The sequence below is a fragment of the Nocardia sp. NPDC047038 genome (genome assembly GCF_040644075.1).
Taxonomy (GTDB): domain Bacteria; phylum Actinomycetota; class Actinomycetes; order Mycobacteriales; family Mycobacteriaceae; genus Nocardia; species Nocardia sichangensis.
Window position 1 is genome coordinate 28,731 of record NZ_JBEYVQ010000017.1, and the last position, 18,350, is coordinate 47,080.

Below are 18,350 nucleotides of genomic sequence, written 5' to 3' on the forward strand. Positions count from 1 at the left end.
ATCTGAGTCGAGACAGCTCAGCCGTCCACAAGTACCACACTGTCCGCGTCGGACGGCTCCGACTGCTTCGGAGCAGGCGGCACCCACCCCCGCAGCGGCTGCACAACCGATCCGTAGAAGGCGTCGGTCGCCGCTGTCACGCTGGCGATGAACGTCGCCGCGGTCCCGGAGCCGGATCTTCTGTTGCCCATAGGAAAAGACTTCTCCAGCGAGAAGGACACGATCTCACCTGCACGGCCGTCCGTTAGCACCTTCGGATTACCGCGCACTGTCTCGAGATGCTCGCATGTTTCGTTGCCACGCACCGAAAACACCGCCTCGACCTGCACATCACCCGGAGCGTCCTCGAGTTGCCTGAGCAACCAGGACAACCGACGACCCGCGGTACCCTCGTTGGGCGCATCGAGAGTGGTACGGCAGCGAATCCTGTTGGTTCGAACATCCGCGACCACTATCAGATCGCCCGCGGTGTCAGGAATCCGCAGGACAGCTTCGAACGTACCCTCGCTTGCCAATCGGTCCGCCGCTGCTGCATTCCGTGCGGCCGGATCGGCACGGTGCCGACGGGGCAGAATGTGCTTGACACCGACGCCGAGTTCCGCGGTCAGTCGCAGCGCGAGATGCCGCGACAGCGACATCCAGGCGTCAGCGACGGTGAGAACCTTCTGGTCGCCGGCGCGAAGAGTACCCGCCACCACCGCGTCGCGGACGGCAACCCAGTGCCGGCCCATATCGACGAACTCGCTGGCCCCGGACCGGGGATGGGAGAGGTAACGCAGCAACTCACTCGCGATCCAGTTCTGCAGATCATCCTCGATACCGCCGTGCGACAGGAGCATTCGCGCTTCATGCATCACCTCCGCCCACGACAGGTGCCGCAGGGCCACCTTCGCGAGCTTGCGGCGATCGACCTGCACGGGCAGCTCTCCAGGACCGGCAGGCACATCGTTCGACAAGCTGACCACCACGTCGTACTTGTTCTTGCGCGCTACCTCGAGGTAGCTCTCGAGCTGTTCCCGCCTCAGCTTGCCGTTGCCGGTCTTCACCTCCAGCAAAGCCGTCCAAACTCGCCCTCCTCGAACGACTTTGAGCACCGCGTCCGGGATGACGGTCGAATCGCCCCGTTGGTACTGCACCTCGACGTACCCCTCGAAGACACCTGCTGGAGCCCCCATCCGCGCACACAGTGCACGCGCGAACGGACGCACAGCCTGCATCGTAGCGATCAGTGCCGACGTGGCTCGCCGCTCCTGCTCCTCTCCGGCGCCGACACCGAACACCGAGAACAGCCGGGCCGGTTGCCATGACTCGTGTTCGGCGAACTTGAATTCCATCGGTCTCGCCTTTTTCGCAACGCGTTTCGCGGTGCGCACACCCCTGGCCCGCGTTGCCGGGGTATCCGCTCGGGCAGGACGTCCAGTCTTCCCCTCCGGCTCGGTGGCACCGACCGGGCCTGAGTCCGCCCGCACGTCGGGCTGTGGTTCCGTCGCCGATGCGTCACCGGGCGGCCGGTCCGCCTGATCCTGCTCGGCATCGTCGTCCACATCGACACCGAAATCCGTCGCCAGCCCGGCCAGACCGGACTCCCAACCCTGGCCCACCGCCCGGGCCTTCCACTCACCACCACGGCGGTACACCTCGCCGAACACAAACGCCGACTCACTGGTGGCGTCAGCAGTGACGTACTCGGCGAGAACATGTCCCGCGCCGTCCACGACCCGGAACGCCAGTTTGCCGAGCTGCCCGAAAGTGCCGGTGCCGACGCTGCCGGCCAGCGCCACTGTGTGAACAGTATCCGGAACCGTCGACAAGTCGATCGCGATTCGGGCCTGCGCCCCCTCCTCGGTTGCGCTCGTTCCCAAGAAGCGCACCGATCCGTCGGGCGATTCCGGCTGGTTATAGAAAACGAAATCGCTGTCGGAGCCGACCTTTCCGTCCACACGCAGCAACAACGCGGACGCGTCCACTTCGATCTCCGTTTCGGTCCACCCGATCACGACATCAATGCGGACCACATCGTCCGGCAGCGAGACATTCTGCCCTTTGGCCAGAATCGACGACATACGGCTCTCCACCCTTCCACAATCCGAAACGCGCGGTATCAGGAAAATCCGCGTTCAGCCGGTTCAGATCCGATCCCGGCCCCCAGTGCGTCGCAGTCGAACCGGCCGCGACGCACTGCTATTCGGCTGGAGCGATCCCGCTGTTACACACTCGCTCGAAAGGGACTGCAGTGTCGACTGAGGCGTTGCACCACTGCATGGCTGCGTTTGATGCGCATATCGACATAATCACATCTCGGCATCAATCACGCGGTCGCCCGCCCACTGTCCGAGTCGCGGCTTCGTCGACGCGGTCCCCCACCCACGCCAGAAAGGCTCGCACGTCGGTGGTGGGCAGTGCGAGTGCGGCCGTGCGGGGGTGCTCGAAGCTGCGCAGCGCTGTGTCGATGAGGGGGGCGAAGTGTTCTTCGGACTTCGCGATCATCTGTGCCGCTTCGCGTTTGGCCAGCCAGCGACCGGTGCGACAGAACGCTACTGCTCGACAGCCGTTCAGCACTCGGTTGTCACCCAGATGACCCTCTCCCCCAGCGTGTTCGCGTACCGAAGCCAGCAGCGCGGCATGAACGTCGCGCCGCGACGGTGCCGCGACGACCTGCCGCACGGGAGTCCCGTACAGGAGGCGTCCGGTCTCGTGGGCGATGGAGCGATCGATGACGTACCAGAAGGCCGATGAGTCCGCCGGATCGAAGCTGACGCGGTTCGGCAACAGGGGACCGGTGTTGAGGTCCATGAGATAACCGGCCGCGCCGGACGGTGCGGCGATGAAATCCGAATTGTAGACCACGAGTTCCAGCCCGGCCGCGGGGCACGGCAGCGACGAGTGCGCGAGCGATTCGGCCAGTTCGCGCAATGCCTGCGCGGGAAGCGACGGCGCGACGACGATGACCACGTCCACGTCGCTGCGCCCGTGCCGATAGTCCGCGAGCGCGACCGATCCCACGGCGAAGACACTCGTCAGATGACGCCCGCAGACGGTGCGGGATCGTCGCACCAGCGCATCGAGGTAAGGCCGCAACTCAGCCGGGAGGAGGTGGGGATCCGCCAGGATGTCGGTCATGCGGGCCAGTATCCGCCAAGGCCGCCTCGGGGCCCGGATCGCCAGGAGCCCACGCGGCCTTCGGCTCAGCGCGGCAGCCCCAGCCCGTCGGCCAACACGGGCCACGAATTCTTCAGCGCTTCCTGCCAATACCCCCACGAATGGGTCCCGGTGGGCTGGAAGTCGTAGGTCGCGGGGATGCCGAGGGAGTCGAGGCGGTCGCGCATGTTGTGCGTGCACCAGTTCACCGCGGCCTCGATCACACCGCCCAGCACCAGTTGGTTGAGGTAACCGCGCGGCCCTGGCTGAGCGTAGGCGCCGTTGTAGACGTCGTACATGCCTGGCACTCCGGTTCCCGTGGACAGGAACAGCCGTATGCCGCGCAGTTGGTCGGCGTGTAGGTACGGGTCGTTGGCCGCCCACATCGGGTCGTCGGGCGGCCCGTACATGTTCTCGGTGTCGCCGCCGCCCCAGCTCTCCACGGCGAGTTTCACGAACTCGCGGCCGATCGGGTCGCTGATCTGCGCGCAACCGCTGTAGGCCGCAACCGCCTGATACAGACCGGGTTTCGCGATCGGCAGCTGCAGCACCGAGGTACCGGAGGTGGACAAGCCCGCGACGGCGTTCACCCCGGTAGTGCCGAATTCGGCATCGATCAGCGGTGGCAACTCTTCGGTGAGGAAGGTCTTCCACTTGTACACACCGAGTTTCGGATCGGGCGCGCGCCAATCGGTGTAATAGCTCCAACGCCCGCCCACCGGCTGGACGACGTTCACGTCTTTCTCGGCGAGAAAGCGCAGCACGTCGGTGTTCTTCTGCCAGGTCGCGCTGTCCTGACCACCGCCGCCACCGTTCAACAGATACAACGTCGGCCGCGGCACCGAACGGTCCGCCGGGCGCAGCACCTTCACCATGATGTCCTGCCCCATCGCCGCGGAATGCACCCGCACCTGCACGGTCCGATCGTCCTCCGGCCAGGAACCGGTGATCGACGCGGCATCGGCGCTCGCGGGCGGCGATGCCACGACCACTCCCGCGGTCACGGCGAACACCGCCATGAGCATGATGAGCGCGTGCCCCGAACAGCGACGGAGTGTTTCGATTCTCATCCGCACGCTGCCCGAATCGGCGACAGGCATGGCCGGGCGACCTGTATCGATGTCGGAACTTCGTTTCATCGTTCGTCTTTCTCCGAGACCACCGGCGCCGTCGCAGCTGCTCGACGGGCGCGGAAACTTTGTCAACGCTAGAACTCGACTGGGCGGTGCGCTTCCCCCGTACGATGGGTCTGGACACCTCACGAAGAGATCAAGATCTCCTTAGGGACGCGATACATTCGTCGCGAATTCATGAGTTCCTCTGCCCTACCGGCACCGCTGACATCCCCGGTATCGAGTGGCGGCGAAACCGAGGCTTGCTCACGACGTTTCTTGCCGGGATTCGTCTATGACCCACACCGCAATCTGAGCGCTGGAATTGAACCCCAGTTCGGTCAACACGTGTTCGACGTGTCCATGCGCGGTGCGTGGCGAAATCACCGATTCGGCTGCGATCTGCTTGTTGCTGAGTCCCTGCGCGACCAAACCGGCGACCTGCCGTTCACGTTTGGTCAGCTTCGCCGACTGCACCGATGTGAGCGCGGTATCAGCGGCCCGCGCAGTGCTTGCCGCAATAGCGGTTGGGCGGAATCCAACTCACCTCGCCGCCATGCGGCGACGCCTAGCAGCGTTCGTACTGACGCACGTAGGGCTGCGACTCCGGCAAGACGTTGTACCCGGGTGTCTGGCAGCCGCCGACCACGACCTCGAAAAAGGGGCCGTAGGAGTGGACGGGGCCGTTGGGTGTGTAGATCGTGTAGTCGACCGCCGCACCGGAGCCTGCCAGGTAGGGAAGATGCAGATCGGCGAGTTGTGTGGTCTGCGCGGCGCTGAATTCCGTCCCCACCGGGGGGACTACGGTGACGCCCAGTGCGCGGCCTTCGGAGGGCGGGTCGTAGACCGACACCAGAACGAAGAACGGGATGGGTTGATCGGTCAGGAACCACTGCCACAGGTCGAGTTCGTCATCGGACGGGAAGCGAGGGGTGGGCTCTTGGTGGGGGGTGAGGCGATCATGGGGCCAGGGATACGACCCGGGGCGCCGTTCCGAGTGATTGGTGAACCCGCGCTCCCGCTCATGAACGGTGGATACGGTCCACTGGTTGGATGCCAGTTCGGGAAAGTCCCGGATGATTCGGCGCATCGCCGCGGTCGCGCGCTGAGGTTCGCTCTCGGAGCCCGCTCGGACGTCGATGGCGTTGGTTATGCGGCTCGCGTCGCCGCCGCGCGAGGACCAGTGCACTTCGGTGCCTGCGGCCCATAGTCGCGCCCAGCTGTCTGCGGCGTTCGCTTCAGTGCTCACGTCACGGCCGAAAAGCCAGTATGCGGAATAGGTGTCCGCCATCCGGTCGATGGTGACCTCTGTCGGGTCGCCTTGGAACCGCTGCGGAAGCTGTTGAGCGCCCATGGCACTCACCACAGACGCGGCCTCGGCCGGTGTGGCGTCGTCCCTGAGCCGCACGTCGAGTTCGGCGTTGAAGTGTCTGCCCTTGTAGTGCTCGAACCGGTGCGACACGTCGGTCACCCCCGGAAGGGCCCGGATGGCAGTCTCGATCTTGCGTGACCAGCTGTCACGCTCGGCCTGGTCGCGTCCTTGTTCGAAATAGCCATATCCGATCAGCAGGGCTGCGGTACCTGCTATCGCCACAGCCAGCACGGCTGCCAATCCCACTATTGTTGCCAGCAGCGGCACTACGCGTTCGCGCAAGATGGAGCGGTGGACACGCGCCGGCACCCGCCGATCGGGGTGCTGGGAGGTCCCTCGCTTCGGTGTGTCCGGATCGAAGCGGCCGGGGTCAACGACCTTGCTGCCGGTGCGTTCGGCATCCATCGGTCCTCCTCACGGCGCCTTCGTCTTCGTCCGAAACCTACGGCAGACCATCAGTTCCGGCGCTTTGCCTCGTCGTTCGTTCCACAGCGTAGTCGGCCGCGAACTGCGACCTACCGCACGCGAGCGTTGCTCGTGCTCCGCTGCATCAGTCGGCTTCGCCGCCGGATCTCATGGATCCGCAGGTTCTTGCAGCGCAGTGTGCAACTTCTGCTCTTTCGCGAGCAGGGCGCTGAAAGCCATTCTGTGCCACATGGATCGCCTTGATGTCATCGACACCGGTACGCGCATGGCGTGGTACGCCGATCTCCGCGAGTGGGACGACCTCGCGGCCGTGTTCGCCGACAACGTGACGCTGGATTACACGAGCCTCGACGGCGGCGAGCCGGTCGTGCTCGCTTCGACGCAGATCGTGGCCGCCTGGCAGGAGACGCTCGGTGGTTTCGCGGCGACCCAGTATCTGCTCGGCAACGCCCAGTTCGACTTCTATGACCAGGAGCCGCAGGTCACCGTCGCCGTCGACACCGTCGCCGCGCACTTCCGCCGGGCCCTGTGATCGCCGCGGAATCGACAAGACGGACCGCCGTGGAGATTCGCCGATTCGAAACCGCCGACCGACCGGAGTTGCGGGAGTTGTTCGCTCGGGCGAGTGCGGGCTCACCCGTCGCCTCGCTGTGGGGTGATCGGGAATCCGAGGCGTCGATCTACCTCGATCCATATCTGGATCTGGAGCCCGAGTCGGTGTTCGTGGCGGTCGTGAACGGCAAGCTGGTCGGATATCTGACGGGCTGCGCGGACAGCTGGAGGTTTCCCAGTGAGTCCGAGCGGATCGAGCGGGCGATCCGCGCCTACCGATTGTTCCTGCGCCCGACGCCGGCCAGGTTCTTCGGCGTCGCCATGGTCGACACCCTCGTGGCCGCGATCCGACGCCGGCCCACGGCGGGTGACTTCCAGGACGTGCGCTGGCCCGCACACCTGCATATCGCCGTGGCCGCCGATGCGCGCGGAACCGGAGCCGCCGCCGCTCTGATGAACCGGTGGTTCGCCCGGCTGGACGAGAACGGCGTCGGCTGCCATCTGCAGACGCAAGTCGAGAACATCCGAGCGGTAAGGTTTTTCACCCGCATGGGGTTCACTCCGATCGGCTCGACCCCGGTGATTCCCGGAATGCGATATGAGAGCAGGCGGATTCATCAGTTGACCATGGTCCGCCCGGGTGAGCGCACATAGGAGCCCGCGGATTCCGGACAGCTCGCAGCCGGTCAGAGCCAGTTGCGTTCCTTGGCCAGCAGGGCGGCCTGGAATCGGGTGCGTGCGCCCAGCCGGTCCATCAGGTCGGCGACATGACCGCGGAACTTGCGCACCGAGACATTCAGCGCACGTGCCGCCGAGTCGTCGGTGTCGTAGCGGGTAAGCGCGCGCAAGACCCGCTGCTCGACGGGGGAGACCGGAAGTTCGTCCAGGTCGCGTGCGCGGTTCCAGATGCCGTCGAAGACCTCCGCCAATATCCGGACCACCCCGGTACGCCGGATCTGGAGCACACCCGCCTCCGGATCGGAGAGATCGGCAGGCACGAAGGCGACCGACCGGTTGACGAGGGTCAGCGGCCAGACCGCTTCGGTCGTCACCCGATGCAGCTCGCCGAACGCATGGAGACGGCTTGCGTGGGCGACCTGCCGGGGATCCTCCAGTGTGTGTACGGGAAACAGGGTGCGGCTGCGCAGCCCCGCCATCAGCAGGCGGCCGTGCCGGACATGGGGGTGCCGAGATTCGTCGTACAGCGCATCGGTCCGCAACGCCGCGAACTCACCGGGGTGATCCGTCAGCAATGCGCCGATGCGCCGCGTGGTCTCCGGCCCGTTCGACAGTTGCTCGAGCAGCCCTGCCGGTCGGCCGGTGCGTTGCTCCTCGGTCAATTCCCGCAACGCCTCCCAGGCGGCAGCAAGGCCTTCGAACTGCTGCTGCGCCTCGGTGATCCGCCGCCGCACCAGCAGATCCACCGCGGCCGCCGGCGGCACCGCGGTGAGGTTCTCGTCCACCAAACCGAGGACGCGCAGTTCGGTGAGCACGCTCCCCGCACCGGCATCGCCCCGGCCCGCGCCGCCCGCATGCGAGGCGATGCCGGGACGGGTGCGCAGCAGTTCTCGGTAGACGCGCTCCTGCTCCGTGGTCAGCCCCAGTCCGGCCAGGCTCATGCCCGGCGCCTGCCGGCCGAGACGATTTCCGCACGCGGATACGCATGTCTGGCAGGTGCTGCCATGGTCAACCACCCCGGACATCGGAGACGACAAAGTACTGCGTAGCCTATACGCAACGCGTAGGCCATACGCAGTATGATCGCGAGGAGCGAACATGACCGATGAACTGCCGCGTGTGGCACAGCTGCTATGGACCGGCGGCCGGCGGTCCGGCCGTGGCCCCCGGCCGGCACTGAGCCTGGACCGGATCGTCGGAGAGGCGGTGGCCATCGCGGATGAGGAAGGCATCGGCGCACTGTCCATGCAGCGTGTCGCCAAAGAGTTGGGCGCGGCCACCATGTCGCTGTATCGATATGTGCCGGGCAAGGACGAACTCGTCGCCCTGATGTTCGACGCGACCATGTCGGAACCGCCGGATCTTCCGCAAGGCGACTGGCGTGCCGCGCTCGAGCTGTGGGCGCGCTGTACCCGGGAGCTGTACCTTCGTCACCCGTGGGTGCTGGCGGTGGGCGCGAGCAATCGCTGCATGGGACCGAACGAGGCCGCGTGGGGTGAGGCCGCGATGGGTGCGCTCATCGCGGCCGGGCTCCCACCCCGCGGCGTCGCCGAAATCGTTTTGTGCGTCACCGCTTTCGTCGGCGGCGCCGCCCGGCTGGCGATCGATCCGGCCCAGGGGCGCGACTCGGCCGGGCACGTCGGTCCGACCCTCGATCCGGCGATGATCCAGCGGTACGGGCAGCCGGAGCGCTATCCGGCCACGCTGGCCATGTTCAGTGCCGGTCCTCCGGAGAACCACGACATCGATGCCGTCGCCGAGGGCTTGTTCGAATTCGGGCTCGGCAGACTCCTCGACGGTATAGGCGTACATCTCACAGCGTGATCCTCCGCCGGATGGAGGGCAAAGGTTGCACAGTGCGTTGCAGGTACCTGCAACGGTGCCGCGAAAAACGTTGGGAACTGGAAGGATCAGCGCAATGATTCTCGTGACAGGAGCGACCGGCAATGTCGGCGCCGAAGTTGTGCAAGCCCTGGCCGCGGCGGGCGAGCCGGTGCGCGCGCTGGTGCGCGATCCGCAGCGTGCAGTCGTACCCCCGGAAGCGGAAGCCGTGGCGGGCGACCTCACGTCTCCGGAGACCCTGAGTTTCGACGGGGTACGTGCGTTGTTCCTGCTGCCCGGTTATCCAGCGGTCGCGCAGGCGGCCGCGAAGGCCGGCGTCGAACACATCGTGCAACTGTCGGGTGTTTCCGCGGGCACCGGCGACACCTCCAATGCCATCACCCGCTATATGATGGCCTCCGAGCGGGAAGTCACCGAATACGCTGCGGCATGGACCATTCTGCGCCCCTGCGCCTTCGCCTCCAACGCCCTGCGCTGGCTCCCCCAGCTGCGCGAAGGAGACGTGATTCGCGCTCCGTTCCCCGAGGTGCGCACGGCCGCTCTGGATCCGCAGGACATCGGCGCGGTAGCCGCCACCGTACTGCGGGACAACAGTCATCACGGCGAAATCCTCTGGCCTACGGGGCCGGAGCCGCTCACGCCCGCCGAGCAGGTCGCGATCCTGGCCGAGGCCATCGGCCGCGACCTCATCTGTCAGGGCCTCGGCGACGAGGAGGCCCGCGCCGACATGCTCCGCACCACCCCCGTCGAGTACGTGGACGCCTTCTTCGACTTCTACGTGAACGGAGCCATCGACGAATCCATTGTCCGACCGACGGTAGAAGAGGTCATCGGCCGCGCGCCACGGACGTTCGGTCAGTGGGCCACGGCCCACGCGGACGCCTTCCGGTGATCATCCGCGCAGGATTACCGCCGATCGAAGGTACTGGTAGGGGCGTGCCGCGACCGGGCGCGGCGGCTCCGTGCCGCAGTCGCCCCGTGGCGGATCAGTCGAGATTCAGCAGCATTCCGGTTTCCGGGTCGTACCAACGGCACGCTTCGGGTGGCAGGTAGAGATCGGAGGGGTCGCCCTCGGCGGCACGAAAGCTCGGCGGCGCTTGGACTTTTACGGTCTGACCGCCGACGCGGGTGGTGAGCAGGGTCGAGGAGCCGAGTGGCTCGAGCACTTCGAGTTCACCGCGCACCGTCGAGTCCGCGGGGCCTTCGCGCACCACGATGGCCTCGGGGCGGATACCGAGCCGGAGGGTGCCGCCCTCGAACGACGACAGCGCCGCGGGCACGGCGAGCGATTGCCCGCCCAGGTCGATCCGCGGCCCGTCCTCCGCCGCGGAGACCACGCCGGTGAGGAAGTTCATCGGCGGGCTGCCGAGGAAACCGCCGACGAATTCCGTCGCCGGGTCGTCGTAGACCTCGGTCGGTGGGCCGCACTGGACGATCGCTCCGTCCCGCATCACGGCGACACGGTTGCCCAGCGACAGCGCCTCGACCTGGTCATGGGTGACGTAGACGGTGGTGGTGCCGAGTTCCGCGACGAGTCGTTTCAGCTCGGCCCGGAACGACAGCCGCAGCAGCGCGTCCAGGTTGGACAGCGGCTCGTCCATGAGCAGCACGTCGGCGTCCATCACGATGGCCCGCGCCACCGCGACACGCTGGCGCTGCCCGCCGGACAGCCGCGCCGGGTAGCGGTCCAGGTACGGGGTGAGTTGCAGCAGTTCGGCGGCCCAGGCGACTTTGCGCCGGATCTCCTCGGCGGGCACACCGTGCACGCGCAGGCCGAAGCCGATATTGTCGGCGACCTTCTTGTTGGGGAAGACCGCGTAGGACTGGAAGACCATCGACAGGTTGCGCCGCCGCGGTTCGAGGTAGGTGACGTCCTTGCCGCCGATCACGATCTGCCCCGAGTCCGGCAGCTCCAACCCGGCGATCATGCGCAGCAAGGTCGTCTTGCCGCAGCCGGAAGGCCCCAACAGCACCATGAACTCGCCGTCGGCGATCTCCAGCGAGACCTCGTCGGTAGCACGCGCCGTGCCGCCGGGATAGGTCTTCACCAGATCCCGGACAATCACCTCGGCCATCAGCGAACCCCTGTCATCTGAGCGTCGTCCCCCACATGTTCACCAGGTAGCGCCGCATCACGAAGATGAACGCCAGCGCCGGGATGATCAGCGCGAAGCCACCGGCGAAGCGGTACGCGGTCGACGCCTCACCCAGCGCCGTGAGCACCTGCGCGGGCAGCGTGCGGTGCCCGAGCGTCACGATCGTCGCGCCGAGGATCTCGTTCCACGACAGGACGAATGTGAAGATCGATGACGCCGCCAGACCCGGCAGCGCGAGCGGCACCACGACCCGGCGCGCGGCCTGCCATCGACTGCACCCGAAGACCCGGGCCGCCTCCTCCAGATCCGGCGGCACCGCGACGAAGATGCTCGCCGTGATGAGCACGGTGGTCGGCAATGCGAGCGTGGTGTGCACCAATGTCACGGCGAACACCGTGTCGTACACATCGATCCGCAGGAACACCGTGGCCAGCGGCACCGAGAGCACCACGATCGGCAGCGCCCGCACGAAGAGAATGAAGACCTGGTAGGTGTCTTTGCCGCGAAAAGCATGACGGGCCAGCGCGTATCCCGCGGGCGCGCCGATCACCAGCGACCAGAACACCGTGTAGAGGCCGACCAGCACCGAGTTGCCCAGTGCGGCAAGGGTCCCGGTCGCGCGGAAGAACGAGACCAGGGTCTCGGTGGAGAACTCCTTCGGGACGAGCGACTTCGGGAACTCGTTGAGCGCCTCGCGGGAGGACAACGCGGCGAGTCCGATGAGCACGATCGGCAGCGCCATGAACAGGCTTACAGCAGTGCAGGCCGCCTGCACCCCCACCGCGCGCAGGCGGCGCCTGCGCAGGGGTGCGCGGTCGATGGGTGGCAGCACGCGCCGCGACGGCGCCTCGGCCGAGTTCATCGCGCTCCTCGCCTCCTTCGGCCCTCTGCCGCATGATCACGACTCATCGGGCCTGCTCCGGCTGCCGGACCGCACGCAGGTAGAACACCGCGGTAGCGAGCGAGATCGCCAGCACGATCAGCGAGACAGCGCTGGCGACCGCGGGATTCTGCAGATTCGCGTACCACTCGTAGGTCTCGCCGACCAGCAGCGGAAAGTCCCGGCCGGTCAATGCCTGCGCCACGGCGAAAGCCTGCAGCGCGAGGATGGTCCGTAAGATCAGCGCCACTTGCAAGCTCGGACCCAGCAGCGGCAGCGTCACATGCCGCAGCCGCTGCCACAGGTTCGCTCCGAACACCTGCGCGGCCTCGTCGTAGTCGCGCGGGATCATCTGCACGCCCGCCACCACGATGACGAACACCAGTGACGTCGCGCGCCAGATCTCGGCGACCACCACGGCGAGCAGCATGGTGCCCGCGTTCCGGTAGCCGAGCCACTGCACGCCGTCGTCGGAGAGCCCGATGCCGACCAGCAGCGAGTTCAGGTAGCCGCGGTTGTCGAAGATGGACAGCCATACCAGGCCCGCGGCCAGTTCGGAGATCGCCAGCGGCAGGCACCACAGGTAGAAGTGGCCGCCGGCGAACCGCGGCCGGGCCTGCATGAGCAGCGCCATGGCGACGGCGAGCACCAGTTGGACCGGCACGACGATCGCGATCAGCAGGAGGGTGTTGCGCAGCGCGGGGAGGACATAGGGATCGTCGAACAGCCGGTCCCAGTTGGCGAGGGTGAATCCGTCGCCGCCACGGAACGCCTCGAGCACGGCCTGCACGAGCGGCCAGCCGAACAGGGCCGACATCAGGACGATCGACGGCAGCAGCAGGATCCACGGGGAGCGTAGACGCGACATCATGGCTCATCCCACCCGGCAGAGCTGTGCGGCCGGGTCGGGCGCCCAGCACGGCACTTTCAGCTCGTCGAGGATGCCTTGCAGCACCCGGGCCTGCTGATCCAGCGTGGAGCGGATATCCGCCCCGTCGAGCACGATCGAACGGAAGCTGTCTTTGAAGACCTTGCTCACCTCACCTTCACGCTGGCCCAGACCCACCGGCGGCAACGAGAGAATGGCGCCGGGCGCCTCCTGCTGCTTGCGCACCGCGTCGGCCTCGAGCTGGACAGCCGGTGGCAGATCGGCGGGGATCGCCGTGTCGACCGCCGGGAAGAAGCCGTTGGAACGAAGCAGCCGCAGTTGGGTTTCCGGGCGGGTGAGCGTGCTGATCGTCCGCTGCGCGAGTTCGGGGTCCGTACTGCCCTTGGGGATCGCGAGCCCGGCGATCACGGCCATATAGCCGAGGCCGTGTGCGCCCCGCGGCGCCGGAAGCATCCGCCAGTCGCGCGGGTCGCGCTCGGGCGCGTGGACCAAGCGCACGACGTGGTCCCACGCCATCCGCGCCTCGCCGCTGTCGAGCGGCTCCTGCATGAAGTCGAAATTCGTGCTCGACTGGACGCAGTTGGCCCACAGCTCACGCAGGTACTGCCAGGCCGTCACGGCCTCGTTCGAGCGGAACGTGGTGATCTGGCCGCCGGTGAACGAGGGCAGCAGGAAGCCCTGGACGAACCGGTGCAGCAGGCCCTTGGGGCCCGCGGGCAGGCCGAGCACGGGGCGATTGCCATTGGCGCGGCGCGCGGCGACGGCCCAGTCGAGGAACTGGTCGTAGGTCAGCGACGCGGCATCGACTCCGGGCGGCAGGTGTTCGAGCGCGTCCGCGTGCGCGGCGAGGACGTAACTCGCCGTGGCCCATGGGATGTACCACGTACGGTCGGTGCCGACCTTCGCGAGTTTCAGGTATTCCGCCGACCAGCCGCGGGCGCCGAAGTCGGCGAGCAAACCGGTGAGGTCTTCCAGGTAGCCGTCGGCGAGCGGGGCGAGGTCGCCGTGCAGACCGCCGAGCAGACCGATCTTGGTCGCGCCGGCGTCGACCTGGCTGCGCACCTGGCTCGCGAACGGGCTCTCCTCGATGGTCACGTAGCCGACGCCGGGCGCGGCGGCGGCAAGCAGGGTACGGAAACGCTCGGCCTCGTCGGCGGGACGGAACTGGGTGGACAGGAAGATCATGCCGCCGTTGCCGCTGGTCGCGAATCCGGTGCAGGCCGCGGCGGACAGGGCCGCCGCGCCGGAGCCCACCGCGCGCAGGAAGGATCTGCGCGTCGAACCGGATACCAGCATGCATGGCTCCTGTTAGGGCACAACGGGTTTCAGACTTTTGTCAGGTTGGTTAACATAAGTGCGCTGAGAGATATTGTCAATATGCCCGCGACACCCTCCAGCCCCACTTCGCCAGGACATGTGCTCGCCCTGCTGCGCGCCACGGGGCCACTGACCCGGCTCGAGCTGCAGGAACTCGCGGGGTTGTCGCGGGTGACGCTGACCGAGCGGCTGGAGGCGCTGCGTGGTCTCGGGCTCGTCCGCCACGCGGGGCGCAAGGAATCGAGCGGAGGACGACGCGCCGAAATGCTCGAGGTCGACGACACCGGAAGCACCGCGCTCGTCGCCGATCTCGGACAGAGCCATGCCACGCTGGCCGTGGTCGACCTGCGCGGGACGGTGTTCGCGAGAGAACACCGGCGGTTGCCCCTGCGGCACAGTCCGACCGAGGTCGTGCCGATGCTGCTCGACACGGGAAGGAAGCTGTTGCGGCGGACCGGGCGAGCCGAAACCTTGTGCGCGATCGGCCTGTCGGTGCCGGGCCAGATCGACCACGACAGCGGAGTGACCGTCGCGCCGCCGACCATGCCGGACTGGAACGGCGCTGCGCTGCGCGAACCGTTCGCCGACGCGCTCGGTGTCCCGGTGCTGCTGGAGAACGACGCGAATGCGCTGGCATTCGGCGACTTCCGCGCGCTGGACCGTCCGGCCGCGACGCTCGTCGGTGTGAAGGTGGGGACCGGAATCGGTGCGGGCGTGGTGATCTCCGGACGCGTGCACCGTGGCGTGAGCGGCTCGGCGGGCGAGATCGGACACCTGCGGATCGAGGGCAGTCGGCAGCTCTGCAGCTGCGGCCGCCGTGGTTGTGTGGCGGCGGGCGCGGGCGGGCAGGCGCTGGCCCGGGAACTGGGCGTACGCATGACGGCCGACGTGGTCCGGCTGGTCGGCCACGGCAGCCCCGAGGCGATTCGCGCGACCGAGCGGGCCGGGCGCCTGGTCGGTACCGTGCTCGCGACGATGGTGTCGATCGTGAATCCGGCTCATGTCCGCGTCGGCGGGGCGATCGGGGTGCTGCCGCCGTTTCTCGAGGGGGTGCGGCGCGGCGTCGAGTCGAACGCGCACCCGAGCGCGTTGCGCGATCTCGACCTCGGCCCCTCGCGGCTGGGTGAGAACGGCGCGTTCGTGGGGCTGGCGGGTCTGGTCGCGGACGAGATGTTGTCCCCGGCGACCGTGGACGCGATGGTCGCCGCGCGACAGGAGGTGTGATCCGCTGCGGGCCTTCCCGGCGTATGCGCTCGGCACGGCGGGTAGCGAAGCCGTGCCCGGCGCTTGGTTCGCGGTGGCGGCGAAGGCGGTCGAGTCGGAGATTGCCGGGTTGTCGCCCTCAGAACACCCGGTTGTCCGTATCGGGCCGTACATCGCAGATGGCATGCCGCGCCAGCCATTGCGGAGGTGGGTAGCTACCGTTAGGTTCATCCCATGAGTTCCGCCTTTCCGCATTTGCTGTCGCCGATCGAGCTGGGGAGGGTGAAACTCCGCAACCGAGTTGTCATGGGCTCCATGCACACCGGGCTGGAAGATCGGGCCTGGCACATCGACCGGCTGGCCGCGTTCTTCGCCGAACGCGCACGCGGCGGCGTGGGGCTGATCGTCACCGGCGGCTACTCCCCCAGCCGCGACGGATGGCTGTGGCCGTTCGCGTGCGCGATGCTGGACGAGACCGACGCCGAGCGGCACCGCGTGATCACCGACGCCGTTCACGAAGCGGGGGGCAAGATCGCGCTGCAGATCCTGCACGGTGGGCGCGATTCGAACATCCCCACCAATCTGGCGCCCTCGGCGGTGGCGTCGCCGCTCACCGCGTTCGAACCGCGGGCGTTCACCGAGCAGGAGATCGAGACCACGATCGCCGATCACGTGCGCTGCGCGCGGTTGGCGCGGCTGGCCGGATACGACGGCGTCGAGATCATGGGCGGCGAAGGCTTTCTGATCAACCAGTTCCTCGCGCCGCGCACCAACACCCGGACCGATCGCTGGGGCGGATCGGCGGCGAACCGGCGGCGATTCCCGGTCGAGGTCGCCGCACGGACCAGGGCCGCCGTCGGCGACGACCTGCTCATCATGTTCCGGATGTCGCTGGCCGAATTCGTCGAGGACGGGCAGACCTACGCCGAGATCATCGACCTGGCGAAGGAACTCGAAGCCGCCGGAGTCGACGTCATCAACACCGATATCGGCTGGCACGAGTCGCGGGTGCCGACGATCGTCACCTCGGTGCCACGTGCCGCGTTCGTCGGATACACCGCGGCGCTCAAGGAACATGTCTCGATTCCGGTGTGCGCGTCGAACCGGATCAACATGCCCGAGGTCGCCGAGCAGATCCTGGAGCGCGGCGAGGCGGATCTCATCTCGCTGGCCCGCCCGCTGCTGGCCGATCCGGAATGGGTGAACAAGGCCGCCGGATCGCGGGTGGACGAGATCAACACCTGCATCGCATGCAACCAGGCCTGCCTGGACCACACCTTCACCCGGCAGACCGTGTCCTGCCTGGTGAATCCCCGCGCGTGCCACGAGACGCTGCTGCAACTGCTGCCCACCAGGCGGGCCAAGCGCGTCGCCGTCGTCGGCGCCGGTCCCGCCGGGTTGTCGGCCGCGATCGGCCTGGCCGAGCGCGGACACCAGGTGGAACTGTTCGAAGCCGAGGACCGGATCGGCGGACAATTCGACCTCGCCCGCCGCATCCCCGGCAAGGAGGAGTTCGACGAGACGATCCGGTATTACCGGCGCAAACTCGAACTCACCGGCGTCACCGTGCATCTGAATGCCCGGGCCACCGCCGAACAACTCGCCGCGGGTGGCTGGGACGAGGTGGTGCTGGCCACCGGCGTGCGCCCTCGAATTCCCGCGATCCCCGGCATCGATCACCCCATGGTGCTGTCCTATCCGGAACTGATCCGGCAGGAGAAGCCCGTGGGCAACCGGGTGGCCGTCGTCGGTGCGGGCGGAATCGGGTTCGACGTCGGCGAATTCTTGACCGCGGTCCACCAAGGCCCCCTCGCGCTCGACGAATGGCGCGACGAGTGGGGTGTCACCGACGACATCTACGCTCGCGGCCAGTTGCGAACCCCTCAGCCTGCCAGGGCGATCCGGGAAGTGACCCTGCTGCAACGCAAGTCGGGACCGTTCGGACTGACCTTGGGTAAGACGACCGGCTGGATCCACCGCGCCGCGCTGGACGCGCGCGGAGTCCAGCAGATCGGCGGGGTCAACTACGAACGGATCGACGATCGCGGACTGCACGTCAGCTTCGGTCCGCAGCGGCAGGCGCCGCGCGTGATCGAAGTGGACAACGTGGTGGTGTGCGCGGGCCAGGAATCGGTGCGCGACCTGTACGACCAGCTCGAATCCCATGGCGTGCGGGTGCATCTCATCGGCGGCGCCGACGAGGCGAAGGAGCTCGACGCCAAGCGCGCCATCCAGCAGGGCACCCAGCTCGCGGCCGAACTCTGAATTCGCACGGCCCGGGGACCTGGTCCCGGGCCGTCGGAATTCACCCGTTGCCGCCGCCCATCCGGACGAACGTGGCCGTCGCGGTCGCGTAGACCTTCCCCGCGGCATCGACGAGACGGCTCTCGGCGGTGGCCGTCGTCCGGCCGACGTGCACCGCCTCCGCGACCGCCTCCAACGCCCCCTGGGTGTGCGAGACCCCGCGCACCAGATTGGACGTCATGCTCACCGTCGTGAGCATGGACTTGTCCTGCACCGACAGTTGCACCGCACCCCACATCGCGACGTCGAGCACCGCGCCGACCACGCCGCCACCGACCACACCGAGGAAGTTCACATGCCGCTCGTCCGGCGTGAGGCGCAGCGTCATCCGCCCCGGCGCGGCGTCGACGACCTCGATGTTGAGTAGTTTGGCCAGTGGCGGCAGCGGCAGTTCGCCGGTACGGATGCGCTCGACGAGTTCGTCCCTGGTGAGCTGGATCATGCCCAGCACGGCGATGCCGGGGTCGTCCCACTCCAGGTGCAGCGAGCGCACGCCATCGGTCACTTCGATCGCCGACACGTCGTCGGATGTCATGGCCTT

General features: G+C 67.4%; 17 protein-coding genes. 6 read left to right on the forward strand and 11 right to left on the reverse strand.

The window, feature by feature from the left end; translation table 11 throughout:
* Nucleotides 1-17: 17 nt before the first annotated feature.
* From ABZ824_RS33530 to ABZ824_RS33550, 5 genes are all read right to left on the reverse strand, one after another.
* Nucleotides 18-2,063, reverse strand: coding sequence for a TerD family protein (locus ABZ824_RS33530; RefSeq protein ID WP_356968163.1), 2,046 nt, complete (start codon nucleotides 2,061-2,063; stop codon nucleotides 18-20).
* Nucleotides 2,064-2,304: 241 nt separating this feature from the next.
* On the reverse strand, nucleotides 2,305-3,120 hold the full coding sequence (locus ABZ824_RS33535; RefSeq protein ID WP_356968165.1) for an aminoglycoside adenylyltransferase domain-containing protein: 816 nt from the start codon (nucleotides 3,118-3,120) through the stop codon (nucleotides 2,305-2,307).
* 65 nt (nucleotides 3,121-3,185) lie between these two features.
* Nucleotides 3,186-4,163 (reverse strand): alpha/beta hydrolase family protein, encoded by a 978-nt coding sequence (locus ABZ824_RS33540; RefSeq protein WP_356968225.1) that lies wholly within the window; start codon nucleotides 4,161-4,163, stop codon nucleotides 3,186-3,188.
* Nucleotides 4,164-4,517: 354 nt separating this feature from the next.
* The gene (locus tag ABZ824_RS33545; protein WP_356968167.1) at nucleotides 4,518-4,727 is read right to left on the reverse strand and encodes a LuxR C-terminal-related transcriptional regulator; all 210 of its coding nucleotides are present in this window, start codon (nucleotides 4,725-4,727) and stop codon (nucleotides 4,518-4,520) included.
* Between the two features lie 91 nt (nucleotides 4,728-4,818).
* A complete protein-coding gene (locus ABZ824_RS33550) occupies nucleotides 4,819-6,027 on the reverse strand; it encodes a hypothetical protein (RefSeq protein WP_356968169.1) in 1,209 nt (402 codons plus the stop codon).
* A 250-nt stretch (nucleotides 6,028-6,277) separates the two neighbouring features.
* On the opposite strand from ABZ824_RS33550, the gene ABZ824_RS33555 reads away from it, so the two are divergent.
* Both ABZ824_RS33555 and ABZ824_RS33560 read left to right on the forward strand, forming a co-directional pair.
* The gene (locus ABZ824_RS33555) at nucleotides 6,278-6,580 is read left to right on the forward strand and encodes a nuclear transport factor 2 family protein (RefSeq protein WP_356968171.1); all 303 of its coding nucleotides are present in this window, start codon (nucleotides 6,278-6,280) and stop codon (nucleotides 6,578-6,580) included.
* Nucleotides 6,581-6,609: 29 nt separating this feature from the next.
* Nucleotides 6,610-7,254: a GNAT family N-acetyltransferase gene (locus tag ABZ824_RS33560; RefSeq protein ID WP_356968173.1), complete on the forward strand. Its 645-nt coding sequence runs from the start codon at nucleotides 6,610-6,612 to the stop codon at nucleotides 7,252-7,254.
* Between the two features lie 32 nt (nucleotides 7,255-7,286).
* Here the strand turns inward: ABZ824_RS33560 and ABZ824_RS33565 are convergent, their stop codons facing one another.
* Nucleotides 7,287-8,219 carry a hypothetical protein gene (locus ABZ824_RS33565; RefSeq protein ID WP_356968175.1) on the reverse strand — a complete coding sequence of 311 codons (933 nt, stop codon included), beginning with the start codon at nucleotides 8,217-8,219 and terminating at the stop codon, nucleotides 7,287-7,289.
* Between the two features lie 157 nt (nucleotides 8,220-8,376).
* Here ABZ824_RS33565 and ABZ824_RS33570 point away from each other — a divergent pair, with 157 nt between their 5' ends.
* Together ABZ824_RS33570 and ABZ824_RS33575 are read left to right on the forward strand one after the other, a co-directional pair.
* A complete protein-coding gene (locus ABZ824_RS33570) occupies nucleotides 8,377-9,102 on the forward strand; it encodes a TetR/AcrR family transcriptional regulator (RefSeq protein WP_356968177.1) in 726 nt (241 codons plus the stop codon).
* A 94-nt stretch (nucleotides 9,103-9,196) separates the two neighbouring features.
* Entirely contained in the window at nucleotides 9,197-10,012 is an 816-nt protein-coding gene (locus tag ABZ824_RS33575) for an NAD(P)H-binding protein (RefSeq protein ID WP_356968179.1), read from the forward strand.
* Between the two features lie 94 nt (nucleotides 10,013-10,106).
* Here ABZ824_RS33575 and ABZ824_RS33580 read toward each other — a convergent pair whose 3' ends face one another.
* From ABZ824_RS33580 to ABZ824_RS33595, 4 genes are read right to left on the reverse strand one after another with little or no spacing between them, the layout of a single operon-like run.
* On the reverse strand, nucleotides 10,107-11,195 hold the full coding sequence (locus tag ABZ824_RS33580; RefSeq protein WP_356968181.1) for an ABC transporter ATP-binding protein: 1,089 nt from the start codon (nucleotides 11,193-11,195) through the stop codon (nucleotides 10,107-10,109).
* 13 nt (nucleotides 11,196-11,208) lie between these two features.
* Nucleotides 11,209-12,078: a carbohydrate ABC transporter permease gene (locus tag ABZ824_RS33585; RefSeq protein WP_356968183.1), complete on the reverse strand. Its 870-nt coding sequence runs from the start codon at nucleotides 12,076-12,078 to the stop codon at nucleotides 11,209-11,211.
* Between the two features lie 43 nt (nucleotides 12,079-12,121).
* Entirely contained in the window at nucleotides 12,122-12,967 is an 846-nt protein-coding gene (locus tag ABZ824_RS33590; RefSeq protein ID WP_355078385.1) for a sugar ABC transporter permease, read from the reverse strand.
* Between the two features lie 3 nt (nucleotides 12,968-12,970).
* Nucleotides 12,971-14,281, reverse strand: a complete 1,311-nt coding sequence (locus tag ABZ824_RS33595) for an extracellular solute-binding protein (protein ID WP_356968185.1) — start codon at nucleotides 14,279-14,281, stop codon at nucleotides 12,971-12,973.
* An 81-nt stretch (nucleotides 14,282-14,362) separates the two neighbouring features.
* Between ABZ824_RS33595 and ABZ824_RS33600 the strand changes: the two genes are divergently transcribed.
* Complete coding sequence (locus ABZ824_RS33600) at nucleotides 14,363-15,526, forward strand: ROK family protein (protein WP_356968186.1); 1,164 nt, start codon at nucleotides 14,363-14,365, stop codon at nucleotides 15,524-15,526.
* A 213-nt stretch (nucleotides 15,527-15,739) separates the two neighbouring features.
* Nucleotides 15,740-17,770 carry an NADPH-dependent 2,4-dienoyl-CoA reductase gene (locus ABZ824_RS33605; RefSeq protein ID WP_356968188.1) on the forward strand — a complete coding sequence of 677 codons (2,031 nt, stop codon included), beginning with the start codon at nucleotides 15,740-15,742 and terminating at the stop codon, nucleotides 17,768-17,770.
* A gap of 40 nt (nucleotides 17,771-17,810) precedes the next feature.
* Here the strand turns inward: ABZ824_RS33605 and ABZ824_RS33610 are convergent, their stop codons facing one another.
* Nucleotides 17,811-18,344, reverse strand: a complete 534-nt coding sequence (locus ABZ824_RS33610) for a PaaI family thioesterase (protein WP_356968190.1) — start codon at nucleotides 18,342-18,344, stop codon at nucleotides 17,811-17,813.
* Nucleotides 18,345-18,350 lie beyond the last annotated feature (6 nt).